This is a genomic window from Blastopirellula sediminis, assembly GCF_020966755.1.
GTDB lineage: Bacteria > Planctomycetota > Planctomycetia > Pirellulales > Pirellulaceae > Blastopirellula > Blastopirellula sediminis.
Genome location: NZ_JAJKFT010000010.1, coordinates 2,182,642 through 2,201,773 on the forward strand (window position 1 = coordinate 2,182,642; position 19,132 = coordinate 2,201,773).

General features: G+C 59.6%; 15 protein-coding genes. 2 read left to right on the forward strand and 13 right to left on the reverse strand.

The features are described 5' to 3' along the window. Window positions 1–4: 4 nt before the first annotated feature. The 11 genes from trmB to LOC68_RS20530 all read right to left on the reverse strand — a co-directional run bounded on the left by trmB (window position 5) and on the right by LOC68_RS20530 (window position 13,180). Window positions 5–649: a tRNA (guanosine(46)-N7)-methyltransferase TrmB gene (gene trmB, locus LOC68_RS20480; RefSeq protein ID WP_230222194.1), complete on the reverse strand. Its 645-nt coding sequence runs from the start codon at window positions 647–649 to the stop codon at window positions 5–7. Window positions 650–675: 26 nt separating this feature from the next. Next, complete coding sequence (locus LOC68_RS20485) at window positions 676–1,170, reverse strand: 3-hydroxyacyl-ACP dehydratase FabZ family protein (RefSeq protein WP_230222203.1); 495 nt, start codon at window positions 1,168–1,170, stop codon at window positions 676–678. A gap of 60 nt (window positions 1,171–1,230) precedes the next feature. Then, entirely contained in the window at window positions 1,231–1,329 is a 99-nt protein-coding gene (locus tag LOC68_RS28800; protein ID WP_390623388.1) for a 50S ribosomal protein bL37, read from the reverse strand. Between the two features lie 112 nt (window positions 1,330–1,441). Beyond that, window positions 1,442–4,318, reverse strand: a complete 2,877-nt coding sequence (locus LOC68_RS20490) for an MMPL family transporter (RefSeq protein ID WP_230222205.1) — start codon at window positions 4,316–4,318, stop codon at window positions 1,442–1,444. A 127-nt stretch (window positions 4,319–4,445) separates the two neighbouring features. Next, window positions 4,446–4,844 (reverse strand): STAS domain-containing protein, encoded by a 399-nt coding sequence (locus tag LOC68_RS20495; protein ID WP_230222207.1) that lies wholly within the window; start codon window positions 4,842–4,844, stop codon window positions 4,446–4,448. 275 nt (window positions 4,845–5,119) lie between these two features. Then, entirely contained in the window at window positions 5,120–6,823 is a 1,704-nt protein-coding gene (locus LOC68_RS20500) for an ammonia-forming cytochrome c nitrite reductase subunit c552 (protein ID WP_230222209.1), read from the reverse strand. A 50-nt stretch (window positions 6,824–6,873) separates the two neighbouring features. Further along, window positions 6,874–7,377, reverse strand: a complete 504-nt coding sequence (gene nrfH, locus LOC68_RS20505) for a cytochrome c nitrite reductase small subunit (RefSeq protein ID WP_230222211.1) — start codon at window positions 7,375–7,377, stop codon at window positions 6,874–6,876. A gap of 173 nt (window positions 7,378–7,550) precedes the next feature. Next, the gene (locus tag LOC68_RS28615) at window positions 7,551–8,846 is read right to left on the reverse strand and encodes a methyl-accepting chemotaxis protein (RefSeq protein ID WP_315858785.1); all 1,296 of its coding nucleotides are present in this window, start codon (window positions 8,844–8,846) and stop codon (window positions 7,551–7,553) included. 269 nt (window positions 8,847–9,115) lie between these two features. Then, the gene (locus LOC68_RS20520) at window positions 9,116–10,264 is read right to left on the reverse strand and encodes an iron-containing alcohol dehydrogenase (protein ID WP_230222213.1); all 1,149 of its coding nucleotides are present in this window, start codon (window positions 10,262–10,264) and stop codon (window positions 9,116–9,118) included. Window positions 10,265–10,360: 96 nt separating this feature from the next. Continuing rightward, window positions 10,361–11,800 carry an aldehyde dehydrogenase family protein gene (locus tag LOC68_RS20525; RefSeq protein ID WP_230222214.1) on the reverse strand — a complete coding sequence of 480 codons (1,440 nt, stop codon included), beginning with the start codon at window positions 11,798–11,800 and terminating at the stop codon, window positions 10,361–10,363. A gap of 246 nt (window positions 11,801–12,046) precedes the next feature. Next, window positions 12,047–13,180 carry a hypothetical protein gene (locus LOC68_RS20530; RefSeq protein WP_230222216.1) on the reverse strand — a complete coding sequence of 378 codons (1,134 nt, stop codon included), beginning with the start codon at window positions 13,178–13,180 and terminating at the stop codon, window positions 12,047–12,049. A 286-nt stretch (window positions 13,181–13,466) separates the two neighbouring features. Here LOC68_RS20530 and LOC68_RS20535 point away from each other — a divergent pair, with 286 nt between their 5' ends. Together LOC68_RS20535 and LOC68_RS20540 are read left to right on the forward strand one after the other, a co-directional pair. Beyond that, complete coding sequence (locus tag LOC68_RS20535; protein WP_230222218.1) at window positions 13,467–13,970, forward strand: hypothetical protein; 504 nt, start codon at window positions 13,467–13,469, stop codon at window positions 13,968–13,970. A 1,460-nt stretch (window positions 13,971–15,430) separates the two neighbouring features. Continuing rightward, window positions 15,431–17,170 (forward strand): AAA family ATPase, encoded by a 1,740-nt coding sequence (locus LOC68_RS20540; protein WP_230222220.1) that lies wholly within the window; start codon window positions 15,431–15,433, stop codon window positions 17,168–17,170. Window positions 17,171–17,430: 260 nt separating this feature from the next. Here the strand turns inward: LOC68_RS20540 and LOC68_RS20545 are convergent, their stop codons facing one another. Both LOC68_RS20545 and LOC68_RS20550 read right to left on the reverse strand, forming a co-directional pair. Next, window positions 17,431–18,399: an alpha/beta hydrolase family protein gene (locus tag LOC68_RS20545; protein ID WP_230222222.1), complete on the reverse strand. Its 969-nt coding sequence runs from the start codon at window positions 18,397–18,399 to the stop codon at window positions 17,431–17,433. Between the two features lie 154 nt (window positions 18,400–18,553). Next, on the reverse strand, window positions 18,554–19,006 hold the full coding sequence (locus LOC68_RS20550; protein WP_230222224.1) for a hypothetical protein: 453 nt from the start codon (window positions 19,004–19,006) through the stop codon (window positions 18,554–18,556). Window positions 19,007–19,132: the final 126 nt, after the last annotated feature.

Here is a 19,132-nt window from a genome sequence, read left to right on the forward strand (position 1 = left end):
GCGCTTACAGCGGCTTGCGGAACTGGCTGCGGAAGACGTCGAGTTCGTTCTTCCGCATGCGGCGTTCGAAGTGCGTGCGATAGTCGAGGTCATGCTCGGCCGGGCTTTCTTCGACCGGGATCGGACCTTCCAGCTTCGTGTTGGCGTGCAGCAGTTCGACCGTCATGTCGAAGTATTCTTCGACGTCGGTCCAGAAGTGGAGCGTGCCGCCGGGGCCCAGAACGCGCTCGATCTCTTGCGAGAAGGTCTCGTTCATCACGCGGCGGCGATGGTGACGCTTCTTCCACCACGGGTCGGGGAAGTAGACGTGAACCGCAACGGCCGATCCGTCGGGAAAGACTTCCGGAAAGATCTTCTGGCCGTCGCCGTGCACCATGACGGCGTTGGTACGGCCTTCTTTGGCCAACCGGTAGCCGGCATACTCGGCGTACTTGAAGGCGATCTCGATGCCGAGAAAGTCGTGCGCCGGATTGGCGCCCGAAGCGTTCCGCATGAACAGCCCTTTGCCGCTACCGACCTCGATTTCGAGCGGCGCGACGCGACCAAACAGCGCTTCAGGATCCCAGGGACGCGGTAGTTTTTCCGCGAGGAGGAAGTTGCGACTGAAGTCGACGCTGGGATTGAGTTTCGGAAGCGCTTTGCGGCCCATGAAGTGCTACGACGGTAGAAGGCCGATTACAGATTAGCCGGGAGAGGAATGCCGCGAATTTCGCCTTCGCAGACCAGACGTTCGTCGATGAAGGCTTGGAAGCGGCAGACGATGATTCGCCCGGCTCGTCCCTTGGTCTTCTGCAGCACGATCAGCAGACGGTTGCCCGGCTGCACGATGCCGCGGAACTTGACCTGGTCGAGACCGCCGAAGCCGAGCTTGTAGTCTCCCATCAGGTTATGGCGCGTGACGTACCACGAACTGACCTGAGCGGCCGCTTCGCACATCAACACCCCCGGCATGAGCGGCATGCCGGGCATATGACCACGGACCCAGAACTCGTCATCGGCCAGGTCTTTGTACCCGACGCAAATGTCGTTCTCGGTGTCTTCGTAGACGATCGCCGTCAACTGCTCCATTTCGTAGCGTTGCGGGTTCAGCTCGCGGATCGCTTCGATATCAGCGATCACGTTGTTGCAGTCGATCGTCGCGGGATCGAGGATGTAATCTTCGCGCGGCACGGCGCCACACTCCTCCGCAGGCGGTCAGCGAAACGAAAAATACCCGAAGTCGGGCTGAGACTAGGTCTTGATCGAACGACGCTTGGCTTTGCGAGCCTTGGCGTTCGCGGGGCGCCGGCCGTGGTTGGCTTTCTTCAGCGTGCGGTGCGGTTTGGCCATTTCTAAATTCCTATAGCAGCGTATGTTTGCGGCTGGGTTGTTACGAATCCCAGATTTTAGCGTGCCGACCGCCGAGGGGAAAGGACCGTTTTTAAGACCCCAGACTGAGGGGCTAGGGGGACCTGCGGACCGGAATAATCAGCGACTTGTCCGAATCTTGGCCGCCGCTGGCCGTGTTTTTCGGCGGAACGTCGCTTTCGCCCTCGGAAATGGACTCTGCGGCCCGCGAATCGGACGCGACCGCTTCTTTGCCGATCGGGTCAAAAATGCCGGGGCGAATTCGTTTACGCGTCGCTTCCGGTTTCGGTTTACGGCTTGGCTCTTCTTTTTTCAGGCGGCCGGTAATCGTCGACAAGAATGCCGGCAGCACGATCAGCGACGTGAATAAACAGCAGGTTACGCCGATCGTCAGCACGCGGCCCAGGCTCTGCAGCCCTTGGTGATCGGCCAGCATCAGCGAGCCGAAGCCGATCATCGTCGTCAGCGAGGTAATGAGCACGGCGGTCGCGGTCGACGCCGAAATGCGGTAACGCTTGCCAGCCTGGCAGCGGAAGTCGTGGAGCACGTGGACCCCGTCGTCGATGCCGATCCCCAGGATCAGCGGCAGGACGATCATGTTGGCCGGGTTGAGTGGGATGTCCATAAAGCCCTGAATGCCGAACAGCATGGCGCTTCCCAGTCCGACCGGCGCCAGGGCCAGCAGCGAATGTCGCAAGCTGCGGAAGTCGAGGATCAGGACGATCAGCACGGCGATCAAAGAATAAATCGCCGCGTGGATATAGCTCTTCTGCATCTGACGCGACGCGTAGAACGTTTGCAGCGGCTGACCGGTCACCTGGGCGTCGACCGATTGCACTTGCTTGACGAAATTGGCGAGCGATTCCATGTCCCAGATGTCGCCATTGGGATAGATCCGCAGCAGGTATTGATTGTTCTTGCCGACGAACCGGGTGACGAGCGCTTCGGGGAAGTCGTCGACGTCGGGCGTTTTCGGGTCAGAGACGGCGTACAGCGAATGCATCTGCGTCAGCATTTCGCCAGCCGAACGCTGTTGCAGCGAACGCATGATCGCTTCGTAGTGCGCTTGCGGCATCGTACGGAGCAATTCCCGCGCTTGGCCGATGCGGCGGCGAGCCTGCATCGCGGTCGGATCGTCGCCGGGGAGCAATTGCTGCGACTGCGCCAAGACTTGCGCCAGTTGCGGCGCCGGAGTGATCGGCAATGCCGGCGGATACTCCGGCAGGTTGGTCAGTCGCGAGCGAATCCGCTGAATCTGCGTGGTCCGCTGCTCATCTTCCGGCGGCAGGAGCGACGCGATTTCTTCGACGTGATCGACGTTCGACAGTCTTTCAAACGCCTCTTTTCGCGCGATCAACTCTTGCCGACTGCTGGCGATCGACAACGCAAACCAGACGCTACGGTCGGTCTCTTCCAGCAGTTTCTTTTCCCACTCGACGCTTTCCAGCCCTTGGGCCTGCAGGTTGAGCAGGTTGTGGTCGTAGTAAAGTTTCGAGGCGCCGGTCGCCAGGAAGGCGCAAAAGACGATCGACGCCAAGAGCGTAACGCGTGGGGCCTGCATCATCGGGGCGATCCAGCCGTCGATTCGCAGCGGATGCGGCATCAGGTAACGATTGCGATTGCGGTCTCCCAAGACAATCATCGCCGGCAACAGCGTGAACGCGCCGACCAGGCAGACCAGGATGCCGCCGCCGGCGATGACGCCCAGTTCGGCGACGCCGGTGAATTCGGTCAACGCGGCGGTGAAAAACGCGATCGCCGTGGTTGCGGCGCCGGTCACGATGCCGGGCCCCACGCTGCGCGACGTTTCGATCAGCGCTGCGGCGCTATCGCCAATTTTCTCACGTAGCTGCAAGTATTTCGCGACGTAGTGAATGCCGAAGTCGATCCCCAAGCCGATCAAGATCACGCCGAACGAAACGCTCAAGATGTTCAGGTGGCCGATCGAGAGCGTGACGAAGCCGAAGCTCCAGGCCAGGCCGACGATCAGCGTACCAACGGCGAGGAGCGGATGACGCAAGCCGCCGAAGCCGGCGATAAACAACACGGCGACGCCGATCAGGCTGAGGACGCTCGAAAGGATCATGTCCTTCTGGCTTCCTTCCATCTCGTCGTTTTCCATCACCGGCAGACCAGTCAGGCCGATCTTCACTTCGGGATGACCTTCCTGCACGTTGCGGATGATCCCGCGCAGGCGTCGGATCGCTTCGCCCCCTTGGGAAAAGCTCGATTCATTTTTGACCAGCCGCAACAAGACGAAACCCATGCGGCCTTCGTTGGCGGTGAAGTATTCGGAGTCGAGTTGGCTCATGACCGAGAGGGACTCGTGCGGCTCATCCCAGATCGAGGGATTGGCGCCATCCTCGCGCAGCGCGTGAAGCAAACCGTCGGCCAGACGATTCATCTCGGCGGCGGCCGCTTGCTTCTGTTGCGGCGATTCGATCAACAGACGCTGATTGGCGCCCCAGAGCAGACGATCAAAAGAGATCGCTTCCCATTGTCCGCTGAGGACCGGCTCCAGCGCGACCAGCTTCCCTTCCATCTCCGCCAGTTCGTCGGGCGGCACGTAGTGCAGCGCTTTGGCGCGAACGTTGGCCAGGCCCCGTTCATGCAGAACGGCGTAAAACGATTCGCGATTGGCCGATAGGCGACTGTAGATCGCCTCCAGCACCGGCGAAACGTCTTCTTTCGCGTTCCCTTCGACGACGACCACGACGTCGTCATCGGCGCCGAACTGCTCGAGATACTCGAGCCAGAGTTGGTTGTAGTTGCTGTTGGGATTGATCAGATCGAGCCGGCTGGTTTTGAAGCCCAGCGACTTGGCGGTGACCAGCACCGAACCGGCTGCGAGCAATAGTCCTAAGACGATCACCGTCACCGGATTACGAACGACGAGACGCGTCAGCTCGGCTAGCGGAATCGCCAGCATCGAGCGATCGGCAGCAGTCTCGTCTGGCGGTCCGGACGACATTCAGGAACTCTCGGGGCTCTATGGTCGGCACACAAGGAAGCGGCGCGACGAAAGAGCGCCAGCGGGGGATTCTAGTGAGACCGCGCTTGAGGGGAAAGAGCGAACCGCCGCTGGTGCTAGCAGCTGGCTACGATTTCAGCCCGAACCAGTTGCTCAGCGACGGGCTGTTGAAGGCCTCGATCGCCCCTTTTTCGTCCTTCTGAATGTCGAGCACTTTGTTCAACTTCATCAACTGGAAGATCTCGTTGATCTTGGGCCCGACGCCGCACAATTTCAATTTGACCTTGGCCTCTTTGCACTTCTTCGACAAACCGAGCAGTTTGCCAATCATCGCCGACGACATGTACTCGACGCCGCGGAAGTTGAGTAGAAGCTTTTTGGCGGTAACCGCTTCCAGGACCAGGCGATCGAATTCGACGCCGATCCGATCGATCGCCGCTTCGTCCAGAATGGACGACTGTTGAAAGTCGGCGACGACCACTTCGCTGTTGTCACGGACGCGCAAAAAGCTGTACTTGAAACTCATTTTGAGGTCCTCCGTGCTGTAAACGCATCGGTGAATTCTGATTTTATTAGTATCTTCGCCGAGAAGCCCCATGAATAGGGGAAATCTTAGGCGTACCTAAACATGGGCTCTATTGGGGGATATTGCCAGCGAAATCTACTTTGCCGGCGGCAGAAAGCGGAGAAGCCGGCGTCCTGGGGGGGCAGGCAAAGTTCCTATTCGCGGCAAAAAAAGATCACGAATCTGGACATTACCAGCCCTAGTCAGCACCGCGCGTTTAGGAAGCGAAGTCGGGGCTATTTGTCTCCCTCCTCTTTCGGTTCTTCCCCCTGGGGCTCTTCGGCCGTCGCGGCTTCTGGCTTTTCCTCGGTCGGAGGGGTGCGGTCGTTGGGAGTGATTCCTTGAACCGGAACGATCGGCGCGGTCGACTCCGGCGCTTCGCCGGCGCGGATTTGCAGCGCCAGCGCTTGGGCCTGGCGACTGTAGTCGATTGATTCGCCGAGCAACTTGGTCGCTTCCTGATCGGCGTGGAACCCTTTGGAGTTCTCGCTGCTGATGAAATCGAGTCGCCACATCGCTTTCTTTTGCAGGTCGAGAATCGGCGCCAACTGCTCCGGCGTCGCATTGGATGCCTGGGCCGCCCGGATCGCGTCGAGCATGTCGGTCATGGCGACCGCCGCCCGTTCGATCATGTCGGTGGTCCGATCTTGAATGATTTCGACCCGCGCTTTGAGCTCTTCTTCCGGAACGTGGTGGCAGTTCTGGCAAGAGCGATTGATGCTGAGCATGGGACTGCGAACCCAGTGGCTGCTCACCTTCATGGCGCCTTGTCGTTCGTACGGCATATGACAGTCCGCGCAGCTCACGCCGCTGCGGGCATGTATCCCTTGGCTCCAGAGCTCAAACTCGGGATGCTGCGCCTTGTAGACGTGGGCCTTGGTCTCGCCATGTTCGTAATCGTAGAACGGCGTGCCGTCCGGGAATTTGTGGTTGTCGTACGCCTTTTCGATGTCGCCTGCTTTCAAGCCTTCGCCCCACGGGAAGAAAAGGGTCTCTTTGCTGGCGCAGTAATATTCGACGTGGCACTGAGCGCAAACGAAGGTCCGCATCTCCTGGCGACTGGCGTCCGTGTTCGGGTCGTACGGCTTTTCGCGTTTGCCGGATCGCCAGTGGGCGATGCTCGGCAAGTGAGGAACGGGATCGTCGCTTTCCGCCAAAGCGGCGATGCCGGTTACGAAGCCGGGACGCGTGACGCGAATCGCCATGCTTTCGGGATCGTGACAATCGACGCAACTGACCGGATGGGCGGTCCCTTCATGCGTCGCCGGCGGTTCGTTCTTTTCAAGATCGGCCGCTGTTTCGTCAGGGAGATGGTCCGGCGTTTTCTTCACTTCCGCATTGGCTGACGAGTAGTCCATCGTGCAGGTTTGCTCAAAACCGGCCATGACGGCGGGCCAGTTAAAGTCGGCGGCCAGCGCCGCGGCGTCGGCCGGTTTGCCTTCCGCTTCGAGTCCCAAACGGCGGTAGGTCGGAATGATCGACGCGTGGCAGTGCAAACAGGCGCCCCCTTGTTTCCGTTCGGTAACGCGCTTCGTCACTTCCTGGTCGTGCAGCATATAGGCGTGTCCACGGGCGTCGCGATAGTCGATGCTGAACGCATAGCCGGCGTAGAGTCGTTTGAGCCATGGATGGGCGTCGAGCTTGCTTTGCGTCATCGCGCTCGAGCCGCCGTATTCGCTCTCCTCCATGTCGACTGTTTTGAGGTACGTGTCGTACTGGAAGGGCCAGTTGACGCCCCAGATCTCGGGGTCGGTCGTCACTTCATTCACTTCGACCAGTCGCACGAACGGGACGCGGGCTTCCTGCTTTCGTTCAAAGATGTTGATCAAGGTAGCGGTCACGGCGAAGGTAACGCCGGCGACGACCAAAGCGAGAAAGCAGAGAAAGATAAAACGTCCGCCTGTCGAAGGGGAAGACTCGTTCGCTGGTTTGCTGCTCATGGTTGACTCAACAAGGTATCGCGTGACGAAAAGCGTTTACTGGCGATCAACTATCGCAAGGCATGTCCGACGCTGGGATGACAATGAACGCACGACATGGTCTCAAATCGGGAGTCGGTCGGTCCCATTTGGTGGACGAACTCGCCGTGACAGTGCAGACAGGCATGCTGCGTAACTTGCGCGTTGCGCGGCTTGATCTGAATCGGTTCGTGAAAATCTTGAAGCGTGAACGCCAGCGAATGAAAGAAGCCGTTGTCGGCTTTGGTGACCCACTTGCCGACGAAGTCGTGCGGTAGGTGACAGTCGTTGCAGACGGCGACGTTTTTGTGACTCGACTTTTCCCACGAGTCCATGTGCCCCTGCATGACGTGGCAGTTGGCGCAGGTCTGCGGGTTGTTGCTCAGATAGCTCCACCCTTTGCCATAGCCGAAGGTGAATGCGCCCAGTCCGCTGACGACGCCAAGAAGAATGGCGAGCACCGCCGAAACGATCCCAAAATAGGTTCGCGCTTTGCGACGTTTGCTGCGTGGCGTTGATTTCGTCGGAGTCGACATGGCGCGGCTCAAGTTCCCCCCATCCGTCAGTGAGCTTACCTGTCGGATGATTCTAGGGGACGCCGCTTACTTTCGCGAATAAAAATTTGGCGAATGCAAAAAAAGAGCGGCGCCGACTTTGCCTCGGACGCCGCCCAGAGCCTCTCACAGCTGTTCGGTTGGTTTCCTGGCGACTACAGTTGTTGCAACTGGCCGCTGAGGTTCACCAGATCTTCGGCCGTCGTTTTCATGCCGGTGATGATGGTCGATTGCTCTTCGATCGCCGCAGCGACCGCGTTGCTGTTTTGGCTCACTTCGGCGACGCTGCCCGAGATTTCATGCGTCGCCTTGACGACCGATTCAATATTGGCGCGAATGCCGCTGACCCGTTCGGCGATCGTGTGGGTCGCTTTCGCCGTTTCGCTCGCCAGTGATTTCACCTCGCCGGCGACCACCGCGAAGCTTCGTCCGGCGTCCCCCGCTCGAGCCGCTTCGATCGTCGCGTTGAGGGCGAGCAGGTTCGTCTGGTCGGCCAGTTCGCGAATCAAGTCGATCACTTCTTCAATCTGGCCGCTGCTGTCGGTCAGCTGCTGAATCGAATCGCCGGTGGCGGCCACTTGCTTTTCCGCGCTGGCGGCCAGGCTGGCGGTACGGCTGACGTTGACGCTGGCTTCCCGCATTGCCGCCGCCATGTCGTTCACGTTGCTGGCGACCGTCTGGCCGACTTGTCCCAGTTTACCGGCTTGCGTACGAAGGGCGGTTTGCGCCGTGACGATATTCCAGCTCGCCATCGCGCCGACGTAATTCTGCGCCGCGTCGAAGACCGGGTGGACCATCAGGTCGATCATCTCTGGGCCGAGCGGGAAGTGGGCCTTGATCGGCAGGTTTTTCGGATCGGCCAGCAGGCGGCGTTGGCTCGCGGGATCTTTATGGAATTGGTCGATATTGGCGCCAACGATCTTGCTGACCGGAATCGGCAAAAGGTGCTGCACTTTTTCGAGCGTTTCCCGCGAAGAGCGGTTGATGTAGCGAATCACCAGGTCGCGATCGGCGAACATGACGTTGAGCGGCAAGTTCTCCAGCATGTTCAGCGTTTGCGCCGACGACTGCTGGGCCTGCACGAGCGACGTCACGTCGGTAACGACGGCGACGATTTTCGTCGGGCGGCCGTCAGCGCCGAGCACGGCGTTGTACGAACCTTGCAGGTAGACCTCGCGACCGCACTTGGCGATGCAGCGGAATTGATCGGTGATGGACTGGCCGCTACGGAGCTTGTCCCAGAACTGCGAATGCTCTGCGGAATTACTCTGTTTCGGATCGACCAGACGGCGGTGATGTTGACCACGAATTTCGTCGAGCTTGTATCCCAGCAACTGCTGGAACTTTTCGTTGGCGGAAAGGATCACGCCGTCGAGCGAACATTCGAGCATCGCGGTCGAACGACTTAGCGCGTCAACCAGGTGTTGATGTTCCGAGCTGGACGGCGTCATTTCGGTTTCGATTCGCGATGACGAAAACCAACGTGATGCGATCATTCCCAGCATTTTCGTACCTTTTTTGAATCACTGCAGCGGAGCAAGGGGGAGGAGTTCTGCAGTCCGTTTCACGTGACGGAACGCACAGTGATATATGGAATACGAATACGATTGCGGCGGCCGATGCGATGCAATTTGCAAGAAATTGCAGACCCCCGCATATCATTTGCATAGAAACGACTGGCGACGCGCAAGTGGGCGCTGCGTTGTAGCGACTGTGCCGGTTAGAGGGCCGCATCGTAGAGGGCCTTCAGCGAAGCGGAGTCCACTTCGCGGGGATTAAAGGCGCCGGTCCATTGTTTGGCGGCGTCGACGCCCAATTGCGTCGTGCTGACCGGATCGACGCCGAGCGTCTTCAAGTCGGTCGCCAGATCGGCTTCGGCGACCAACTGCTTGACGAAATCGGCCAGCGCCTCTGGATGATCGCCGCTGGGAAAACCTTCGATCGGCACGTCGACTTGCAAGAGTTCGCGATACCAATCGCCGACGAGTTCCGCGTTATAGCGAATCACATGCGGCAGCATCACGGCGACCGCCTGGCCGTGGACGATGCCGTAGGTCGAAGTCAAAGGATTGGCTAGCGCATGAGCGGCGCCCAGCATCGAGTTCTCAATCGCCAGCCCCGCGAAGCATGCGCCCAGTTGCATCCCGCCGCGAGCTTCCAGGTTGGTCGGGTCTTTCAGCACGGTGGCGAAGTTGCTGGCCAGCATTCGCCAGGCGCCGCGACTGAACGCCAGGGAGCAGCTGTTGCGTTTGCGCGTGACGTACGTTTCGAGCGCGTGGGCGATGGCGTCGATGCCGGTCAGCGCGGTGACGCGCTGCGGCTGCGTGACGGTTAGCTCCGGATCGAGCAGCGCCACTTTGCAGCTCGCCTTGGGATCGCCGCACGCCATCTTCACATGCGTTTCGGCGTCGGAGATTAGGGCGAACGATTGCGTTTCGCTGCCGGTGCCGGCGGTCGTCGGCACGGCGATCATCGGCAGCATCTCGCTGTGCGCTTTGCCGACGCCCCAGTAGTCTTGCATCCGACCGCCGTTAGAGACCAGGAAGTTAATCCCTTTGGCGCAGTCCATCGCGCTGCCCCCGCCGAGACCGACGATCAGCTGGATGTCGTTCGCTTTGGCGACGGCGACTCCGGCGTCGACATTGGCGGTGGTGGGGTTCTCTTGCACGCCGTCGAACAGAATCGATTCGACGCCGGAGGCGGTGAGCGAGTCAATTCCCTTCTGACTGTGTCCGGCTTTGATGACGCCGGAATCGCTGACGACCAGCACGCGCTTGGCGCCAAGTTCGACCGCTAGCTCTCCCAGTCGGCTGACGACGCCGGGGCCGAAGACGATGCGGGTTCGCGGTTGAAAATCAAACGGGATCATGTGGGCCTAGTCCGTTCCAGCGTTGCTCGAATCCCCCGCGTCTTTCTCCAAAATCGCCCGCGGGAAGTCGACCGCGGGCGAATCCGATTTTTTCCGTTAAACCGCGGCCGTTTCCAGCGGCGCCATTTGGTAGGCGCGATTGCGGAACAGGAACTCAATCAGGTTCCCTTCATGCGGTTGCAGCCAATCGAGCTTGATCGTCGGAATCGGGCCGATGTTCAAGCGATCGATGTTGGTCGCGTCGGTCAGCTGGCGAATCCACCCTTCGTCGCCGGTGATCGCGGTGCCGACCAGCGTGTAGCCGATGTTCTTCAGCATCTGATCTTGCGGGCACTCGACGACGCTGACGAACGGGAACATGTATTCCTTCTTCGCCACCGCTCGTTCCGGGCTATCGGCGTGAATGACCATCGGCTTCAGGTAGTCGCACAGCTCCCGTTCTTCCAAGCGGGGACCGAATTTCTCGGTCATGTTGGTGACGCCCGACTCGGCCAGGTCTTGCTCGATCATGCTCCAAACGGCCGGCGCCATTCCCTTTTGGGTGAACGCGGCGAGCGAAGCGCTCGGATCCGTCGGGTCAGTCGGTTCGACGCCGCCGATCCGCTCGGCGATCGCAGCGGCGATTTCCTTGGTGTGGCGCGAAGCCCAGATGCCCGACGCGTTGATGCAGCTGCGACCGCTATTGGCGAAGACGCTTTGCACCATCAGGTCGAGATAGCGTTCCCAATCGTCAACCACGTCGTCGCCAAGCAGGATCTTGCTGAAGCCAGGACCGTGCGCTTGAACGCGCGGGTTGCCGTGGTACTGATCAATCGTCTGCTGACCGCCGAAGACCATCGAGCGATCGCACGCGGCCAACAGCGCCGCGCCAACGTCGCCGCCGGCGCCGGGATAAAGCGCGAACGCTTCGGCCGGAACGCCCGCTTCGACCATCGCGTAGTAAATGCGGTACGGAGTCCACGGCTCTTTGGCGCCCGGCTTGAGGACCAAGCCGATCTGCAGCGGAATCACCGGCAGCCAGAGGGTGTGAACGCCTGGCGAGTTCGACGGCAGCACGGCGCCCAGCACCGGGCTTTGCGCCTGGTAGCTGACGGTCACGCCGCGATCTTCTTTGCCGAAGCCGCGCGAGAGGATCTCCAGATCGAGCCCGCGCGTGAGCGAGTCGAGAATCCGATCCATGTTCGACAGCGCGTAGGAGTTCTTCTCCATGTTGAAGCGGCACATGTTTTCCGGCAGACCGGTGCTGGCGCTTTGAGCATGGACGAACTCTTCCGGCGTTTGCGTGCCGTCACCCATCGGCAGCGTCGCGTTCATGAAGAGGTCGGCCGCCTTCTTCAACAGTTCGAGCAACTCGGACGGCGGGATTTCACGCAGCGCGTCGCGAGCCTTCTGGGCGAAACGCATGTCGCGCTTCAGCAGACCGCCGCCGACCTGGCTCAACTGAGCGATCGGCTCGCCGGTGGCGAAGTGGACGACGTTTTCGAACTCCAGCGATTCGTACGGCTTGCCCCAACGGATGGCGGGAATTTTGAGCATGACGATTCTCGCAGACGGATACGGAGGTTGAGTTGAAATAGATTGGCCGAATGCACTTCCACTAGCCCGCAGCGCAAGCGAGGGAATGCGTCGGAAAATGTCTAATGACTAATCACTAATGTCTAAGGCCAGAGGGCTCTTCCTCAATTAGACATTTCGTCATTAGACATTAGTCATTTTTCTTCCGCGTTCACTTTCACGCCCGTGTGAAAACCAGCACGGGCGTTTTCTATTCTACCGGCGCGTTTAGTAAACGCCGACGGTGGTGCTCGACGCGATGCCGTGGAAGGGGCGGACGCCGCTGACGCCGTCCCACGGGTATTTCTCGAACGGCATTTCGCGTTCACCCTCGTCACGTTCCAGGAAGCCGGGGACGAAGAATTCTTTGGTCAAGGTCGTCAGTTTGACGCGACCGGTCTCGCCGTACGGCACGACCTGCATCGGATCGTCAAAGCTGACCACTTCGGTCACCGCACGCGGCTGCGGGGCGTAGTAGCTGATCTTGTAACCTTCGGCCGCCGTGACCGGCTTGCTGCAAGCGAGACCCATCAGCGTGTTGCCATAGGTCGGCGTCATGTAGATGCCGCTTTCTTCCGGCGGACCGCCGAACAGCTCTTCGACGCAGTAGCGCGTCCACTGCGGGGTGAACTCCGTACCGCCGCTGAAGATGCCGGTGATGCCGACTTCGGCCAGCGACGTTCCCTTTTCTTCCAAGCCCAGGCAAAGCGCTTCGATCAGTTTCGGCGTGCCGAACATGCACTTCACGTCGTGACCGGCGGTCAAAATGGTGATCGCCTGATCGATGCAGTGCTTCTTGTACTCTTCCAGGTGCTCCATCCATCCCTTCTTGATCAGCTTGATCACCCAGCGGGGATCCAAGTCGATGCAGAACGAGATGCCGCCGCGATGCTGGGCCAGGTGCTCGACCGCCAGACGCAAACGACGCGGGCCAGACGGGCCAAGCATCAGCCAGTTCGAGCCTTTCGGGAAGTACTGATCCGGCAGCGTGTCGCTGAAGTTCGAGTAGTCGGTCCGGAAGTCGTCGATCGCGATCCGGCTCTTCGGAATGCCGGTCGTGCCGCCGGTTTCAAAGACGTAGATCGGCGAGTTTTCAAACGCCTTGGGAACCCAACGACGCACCGGGCCGCCGCGGAGCCATTCGTCTTCGAACAGCGGGAACTTTTGGATGTCGTCGTAGTTCTTCACTTCGGTCAACGGATCGAAGTTCAGCTCTTTCTTCTTCGCGAGCCAGAAGGGGCAACCGGTCGACTCGTGAAAGTGCCACTGAACCGTCTCGTACGCATGTTGGTCGAGCTTGTCCTTGGCCGCTTTGACCTTCGCCTGAATGTCGGCCGACAAGACGCTTTCGCCAGAATTCATCTTCACCACCTGCGCGGGAACATGGGGTAGGAAAATCGCCGCACGACGCACGCCGGGAGGGGAGAGAAAATCGGCGTCGCGGGCCTGTTCCAATCAACATAGAAAGAAAAACTTGTTTCGACAACCATTGTCGGACGGAATAAATTGGGAATTGCCCACTTGGGGGGGGCGGTCCGCTGGGGCATTCCTGCCGATTTGTAGCTGGCGAAAAGAAAATGACCAAGAATCCTCGCCCCCCGGCGAATCGCTCTTTTAGGCGATCCCCCGAACCAATCAATCAAAGCGAATGAACCCAACCGAACCAACAAAGACGACGCCTGCGAAAGTGGCGAAAACGGTGAACTCGCCGCGCCGCCGCGGGCTGGGATGGAAGACGAGCCTGGCGATCATGGCCCTTTCGGCCTCCGCCTTCCTGGCGATGGGGATCGCCGGCGGCAGCGCCGCCCGCGGTTTGCTGGCCGCTCCGTTCGGCGCGATCTTCGGCTGGTACCTGGCCGCCGAGATCTACCAGTTCGCTCAGCTGGTGAGAGGAACCTCACGAACCCTGTTCGCCCCCAAGTCGAAATGGATTTGGCTCGTCTCGCTACTGGCTGCGATTAGCGTGGCGACGCCGCTGGTCTATCTGTTTGACCTCAGCATGCTGGCGATCGGCGCGGTGCTGGTCGTCTCCTTCGTCGCGACGGCGATTGCGTGCGACGTTGGGTTGCAGATCGCTCATGACCTGTCCATGCTGGCAACTTGGTTCTCCCGATTCGGGCGGATGACGAAGAAGCGAAGCGGCGCCAAATAGTCCGGGGTAGGGTGCGTCGAGACGCACCGAGAACCTGCCCCATCGCCGGTTTCGCTCCTCGCGTGGCAACGCAACTCGGCGGCGCTTTGGCGCTACCACGCGATAACAAATCAACCTCTTTCGGCAGTTGCCCGGTGCGTCCAGACGCACCCTTCCCAGACTGAAGTCGCGCGCCAATTCTGCGACTACGACCTTTCTATTTAGTAAACTAGCGACGAGCAGCGACCGTTTGTCTCCCTGAGCCTTCCCATGGCCGTCGTCTATCACATTTATTGCGAGTCGTGTGATCCGAAGCCGGAGAAGGAATCTTGGTTCGACGAAGAGACCGGCTATGAGACTGCGTATCCCTGGGGATGGAAGGGTTCTGACTTGTACTTGGGGTATCTGAATGACGACGGAGAACTCGAGGTTCTCTATCGATACCCGTCCAGAACGCTTGAAGATGGACGTGAAACGGCGGGACGCATATTTCTCATTGGAGTTTTGCTCTGTCGTCAATGCGGCGCAGAGAATGAGTTTCCCAAACTAGCGCCGGGGCAGCTCGCGTTCGTTCCGACATTGGTCGTGACGACGGTTACCGGCATTGTTGTCGGCTTGATGAGTCGTTCGTGGGTTGGCGGATTCGCGGCCGCAATCGTGATGCTAACTTTATCGATATTTATCGAAAGACGACTAGCGAACTGGCGATACGCAAAGAATGTCGCGAAAGTGACGCGCCGCTGCTGTGTGAATTGTGGTGGAAAAAAGTTTATCTCGTTTCAATTGGCGACTTGGTACAAGCAAATCTGTCCCCAATGTCGGCGACGGCTTCTGCGGGTAAGGGTCAGCGGCATAAGTTGACGAGCGTAAGGTTTGACTGAGCTTTGCCAAGCCACAGGGTGCCCCAGCCAGTTCCCGCAAAGAACTGGCTGGGTTGCGCAGCAACAAGATGCAGCGCCATCCGGTCGCGAAGCAACCACACGCTCAACCACCTCCCACCGCATGGCGCGGCATCTTGTCGCTAAAGCGACCTAACCAGTCGTCACCGACTGGTCGGGCCACCCGGCGGGCAGCAGTCTGCGTAGGTTGGGTGCAGCGAAGCGAAACCCAACAATGCGCTTGCCAGTCCAAGGTGGGTTGCACAAGCGAACCGCGTTTAACAAGCCAAATCGCCCTCTCCGCGCTTGCTCCACCCACCCTACGCGGACCAAGAATTCTGCTTGCAAAACGTACTGGCGTTTTGTATACTAAACCCCTCAAGGTGCGGGCGTCTGATCAACCGCGCAGCGTCCATTTTTCTACCCGCCTCAAACTCGGACTGAGGCGTTTCTCACAGCACGAAAGCACTACGACAGCAGCTCCGTGCGCGTCGCGACGAAAAAGGGGTCTGGTCTCTTTTTCGCGACAAGGTTTTCTAGGCAACAAATGTCCAACCGCGAAAAAGAGACCTGACCCCTTTTTCGTAATCAAGAGGAACGCTCATGCGAAAGGCCCGAATCCGGCGCCTCGCCGCCCTGCTGCGCGCGAAGCAAAAGAAGAAACGCAAACAAGCTGACAACACCGCGGCGCATGAAGAGCTGATCGAAGCGCAGTGGCTCGCCTGCATGATGATGTACCCCGAGCGGTTGAGCGAAGATGCCCTCCCGCTGCAAGTGTTTCGCGTGCCGTGTCATCGCGACATCTACTCGGCCCTCCTCGGGCTGCACCTCACTGGCGACGAAGATCGCGACGACCAGCAACTGCTCGCCGACCTCCTCACCTACGGCTACGACAAACTGACCGCGTCGGCGCTGATTCAAGCGGTGATCCACTCCGGCAGCGACCTGGACAAATTTGCCGACTACGCAGCGGCCTTAAGAAAACGACTGACGCCGGAGCCGGAGCAAGTTGAATTGCCGCCCGATGGAGAAATCGTGCGACTCGAACTCGGCAGCGGCAGTTCGTTTCGAACGCTGACGACGGAAGAGCTCTTCGCCGAACAACAGCCGCGCGAGTGGCTGCTATCGAACTTCCTCACCCGCAACGAACCGGCAGTCATTGTCGGCCCCAGCAAAACGCTGAAGAGTTCCCTCGCCGTCGACTTGTGCGCAGCGCTCGCGAGCGGAGGAAAGTTTTTGAATCATTTCGCGGCCGAAAAACCGCTGCGCGTCGGCTTCGCGTGTAGCAGCCAGCAACAGCAAACATTGACCGATCTGACGCAGCGGTGGGGTGAAGCTCGTCAGGCGAAGCCCAATTCGAACAACTTCATGTGGCTCCTGACCACCGACGATCCGGCCGATCCCGAGAGCCTCGGCAAACTTCGCGACTGGATCACGAAGCATGAGCTGGAAGTCGTGGTGATCGATGCGATTCGCTTGAGTTCGACCGGCAAACGCAAACAGGCCGAAGCGCTGCAGGCTCTCGCACAGTGTTGTCTCGATTACGGCGCGACGCCGATTCTCTGCATCCAAACGCGGAAGGAAATGAAGCCTGGCAAGTTGGAAGCATCGATCCTCGCCGGCAGTCTCGACTTCGCCCAGCAATGGCTGTTGGTGAATCGCCGCCAAACTTATTCGCCAGGCAGCGGAGAACATCGACTCTGGCTAACGCTCGGCGGTTACGCCGGGCAAGGTGGCGAGTGGGGCGTCGATGTCGAAGAAGGAAGACTAACCGACGTAGGGCAGGCCGTGCCTGCCGAATTGTTGGCGCTCGCAAGCAGAGCGGCAGGCACGGCCTGCCCTACGACTACGACCGGGCGACGCTGGCAAACGAACGTGCATGAGGCCGAAACGCTGCAAGACGAAGCCGAACGCTGGAAAGACGCCGCGCTCGACCAACGAATGCGGTCCCGAATTCGCCTGGCGATCACCGACCTCGGCGAGGCGCATGCGACGAAGCTCCGCGTCCGCGAAAACTGCGGCATGAACGGCACGAAGTTCGCTCGCGGTTGGGATCGGATGGTGGCGGCGGGGGAGATTGAAAAGATCGTTGACGAGAAACGGTTTTACGATCCGAGGTATCGATTGATCATGCCGGCCCCAGAAAAAAATGACGCGGCCGAGTCCACTCCGTTCGTAGGGTCCGCTGTGCGGACCATGGGAAGCGATAGCAGATTGGCCACGTCGATTGACGCCTCTGCGGTCCGCACAGCGGACCCTGCCGTAGATGCGCTACGCGACGAAAAAAAATTGGGAGCTGCGGTCCAGTCGGTTGATTCTCGTTGCGCGTCCATCGCGAGTTGACGCGCGCGGGCGATCTTTGGCAATTCGATCTTGGCGTATCGCTTGCGGCCGCATTCCCTTGCTTGCGCTGCGGGCTAGTGTTTGCTTCTTGCCGCTTTCGGCTCTCCGCTTTCCGCTTTTCTTCCCGACCGCATTCCCTCGGCTTGCGCCTCGGGCTACGATTGGGCGCGCATGCTGCTTGGGGGCTTTCTCTTGCCGTGTTCTTACCGTGACTCGTCCGTGGCTTCCGTGTTCTATTCTTCTTCCCCCTCGCTTCGCCGCTACTTCCACTGCCAGACGTCGGTGTCTTTCAGCGTCGTATCTTTGCGGACCTGATCCGACTGCAGCCACTTCTTGGCGGCGGGGTCGTTCTTTAGATAGGCGTCCCAGAACTTCAGGCTGATCTCTTGGATCGCGGGGTGATGGGCTGGATCGCGCCGTCCGATGCGGATTCCTTGGGCGTCCGAAAAGGTGGCGTGCGTGCCGCCGTCGAAGACCAGTTCGTATTTATCGCCGGGGGGAAGCGCTTTGTAGACTTCGCGGCGCGACGCCGGAGTGGTGTTGGGGCTGATCATGCTGCTGTCTTCGGTGCCGGTCATGCAGAGCATCGGGGCTTTGATTTCGCCGAACGACTTTTCGGCCGACATCCCTTCGCTCGTCTGCGGGCTCATCGGCAGGAAGGCGTCGAGTCGCGGTTCGCTGGCGCTCATGCCGAGCGGAAACTTGCGACCGGCGACCGCCGTGGTGGTGACCGCGCCGAAGCTATGCCCTGTCATGCCGACATGCTCCAGGTCGAGCTTGCCAGAGAGCGGGCTGTCGGCTTGCTTGCTCCAGACTTCCAACTGATCGAGGATGAACGAGACGTCCTTATTGCGGTCGAGCATGTTCTTGCCGTTGGCCGCTTGCTTCATCGCCGGCAAGATCTCGCGGCGCGTGACCGACTTCCAGACCTCTTCGTCGCTGCCGGCATGTTGCAGGAAGACGCAGACGTAACCATGCTCGGCCCAGAAGTTCCCCAGGTAAGGACTGTTCTTCCGCGAACCCCCTAAGCCGTGCGAAAAGAGAATGACCGGCAGCGGCTGCTCAGTCTCGGGAAGATAAATGCGGATCGGGACGACGCGATCACGAGCGGCGTCTTTCGGTTCGAGATCGATCTGGCGAACCTTCGCTTCTTCCGCCGCGGGCGCCGTGGTCAAAAACAGAGTCGTCAGCAGCAGCGTGCCGAGGAGCGATCGATGGAGCTTCGTCATGGCATGGTTCCCGTCAAAGTCAGCGGAAGAGCGTCTAGGAATGCTACTTCACTGCTGGCAGTCAGGTTTCGGGGGGATGCCGACGGCGGGTCGAATAGGCAGAAAAAAAGCCCCGACTGGAGCGGGGCTTGGTTGTTCGCTGGATGATAGCAGTTTACTTGCCTGGCGGATGCGGACTGCCGAGCTGAGCCAGCATTTGCAGCACGCCGTTCAAATGGGCGATGCGTGGTCCGAAGCGATCGACGAATTCGGTCAGCATGAATTCGCTGTCGACCATATCTTCGCCGCTGTCGTCGATTTCGTCGGCGATCGAATCAAGAAATTCGGTGTGGACCTTGCTGAGCGCTTCGGCGGCTCGACGGCACTTATCGGCCAGTTCAGGGTTGGCTTTCCGCCATGCCGAGAGTTCGGCTTGTCGTTGCTTTTGCTGCGAGATTTGGTTCTGCAGCATTTCCTCCATCAGTTCCGCTTGGCGTTCCTGAAGCGTCACCATTCTTTGCAATAAATTGGCGATATTTCCGGCGCCGGCATCGTCGTTACCTGTGGGGGAACCGGCAGTTACGTCGACGTGGGTGAACAGGGAGGGAAAGTTGTTCGGGCTGGACATAGATTATGACTCCGTTTGGATGAACCAAGTATAGTCACGCTCGCCAGAGATTGTCGAGCATTTGCGGGTTTTGTCACTCCAGCTAGCAAATCCCGCTTTTGGTACCTTCGCTGCGACAGTTAAAGT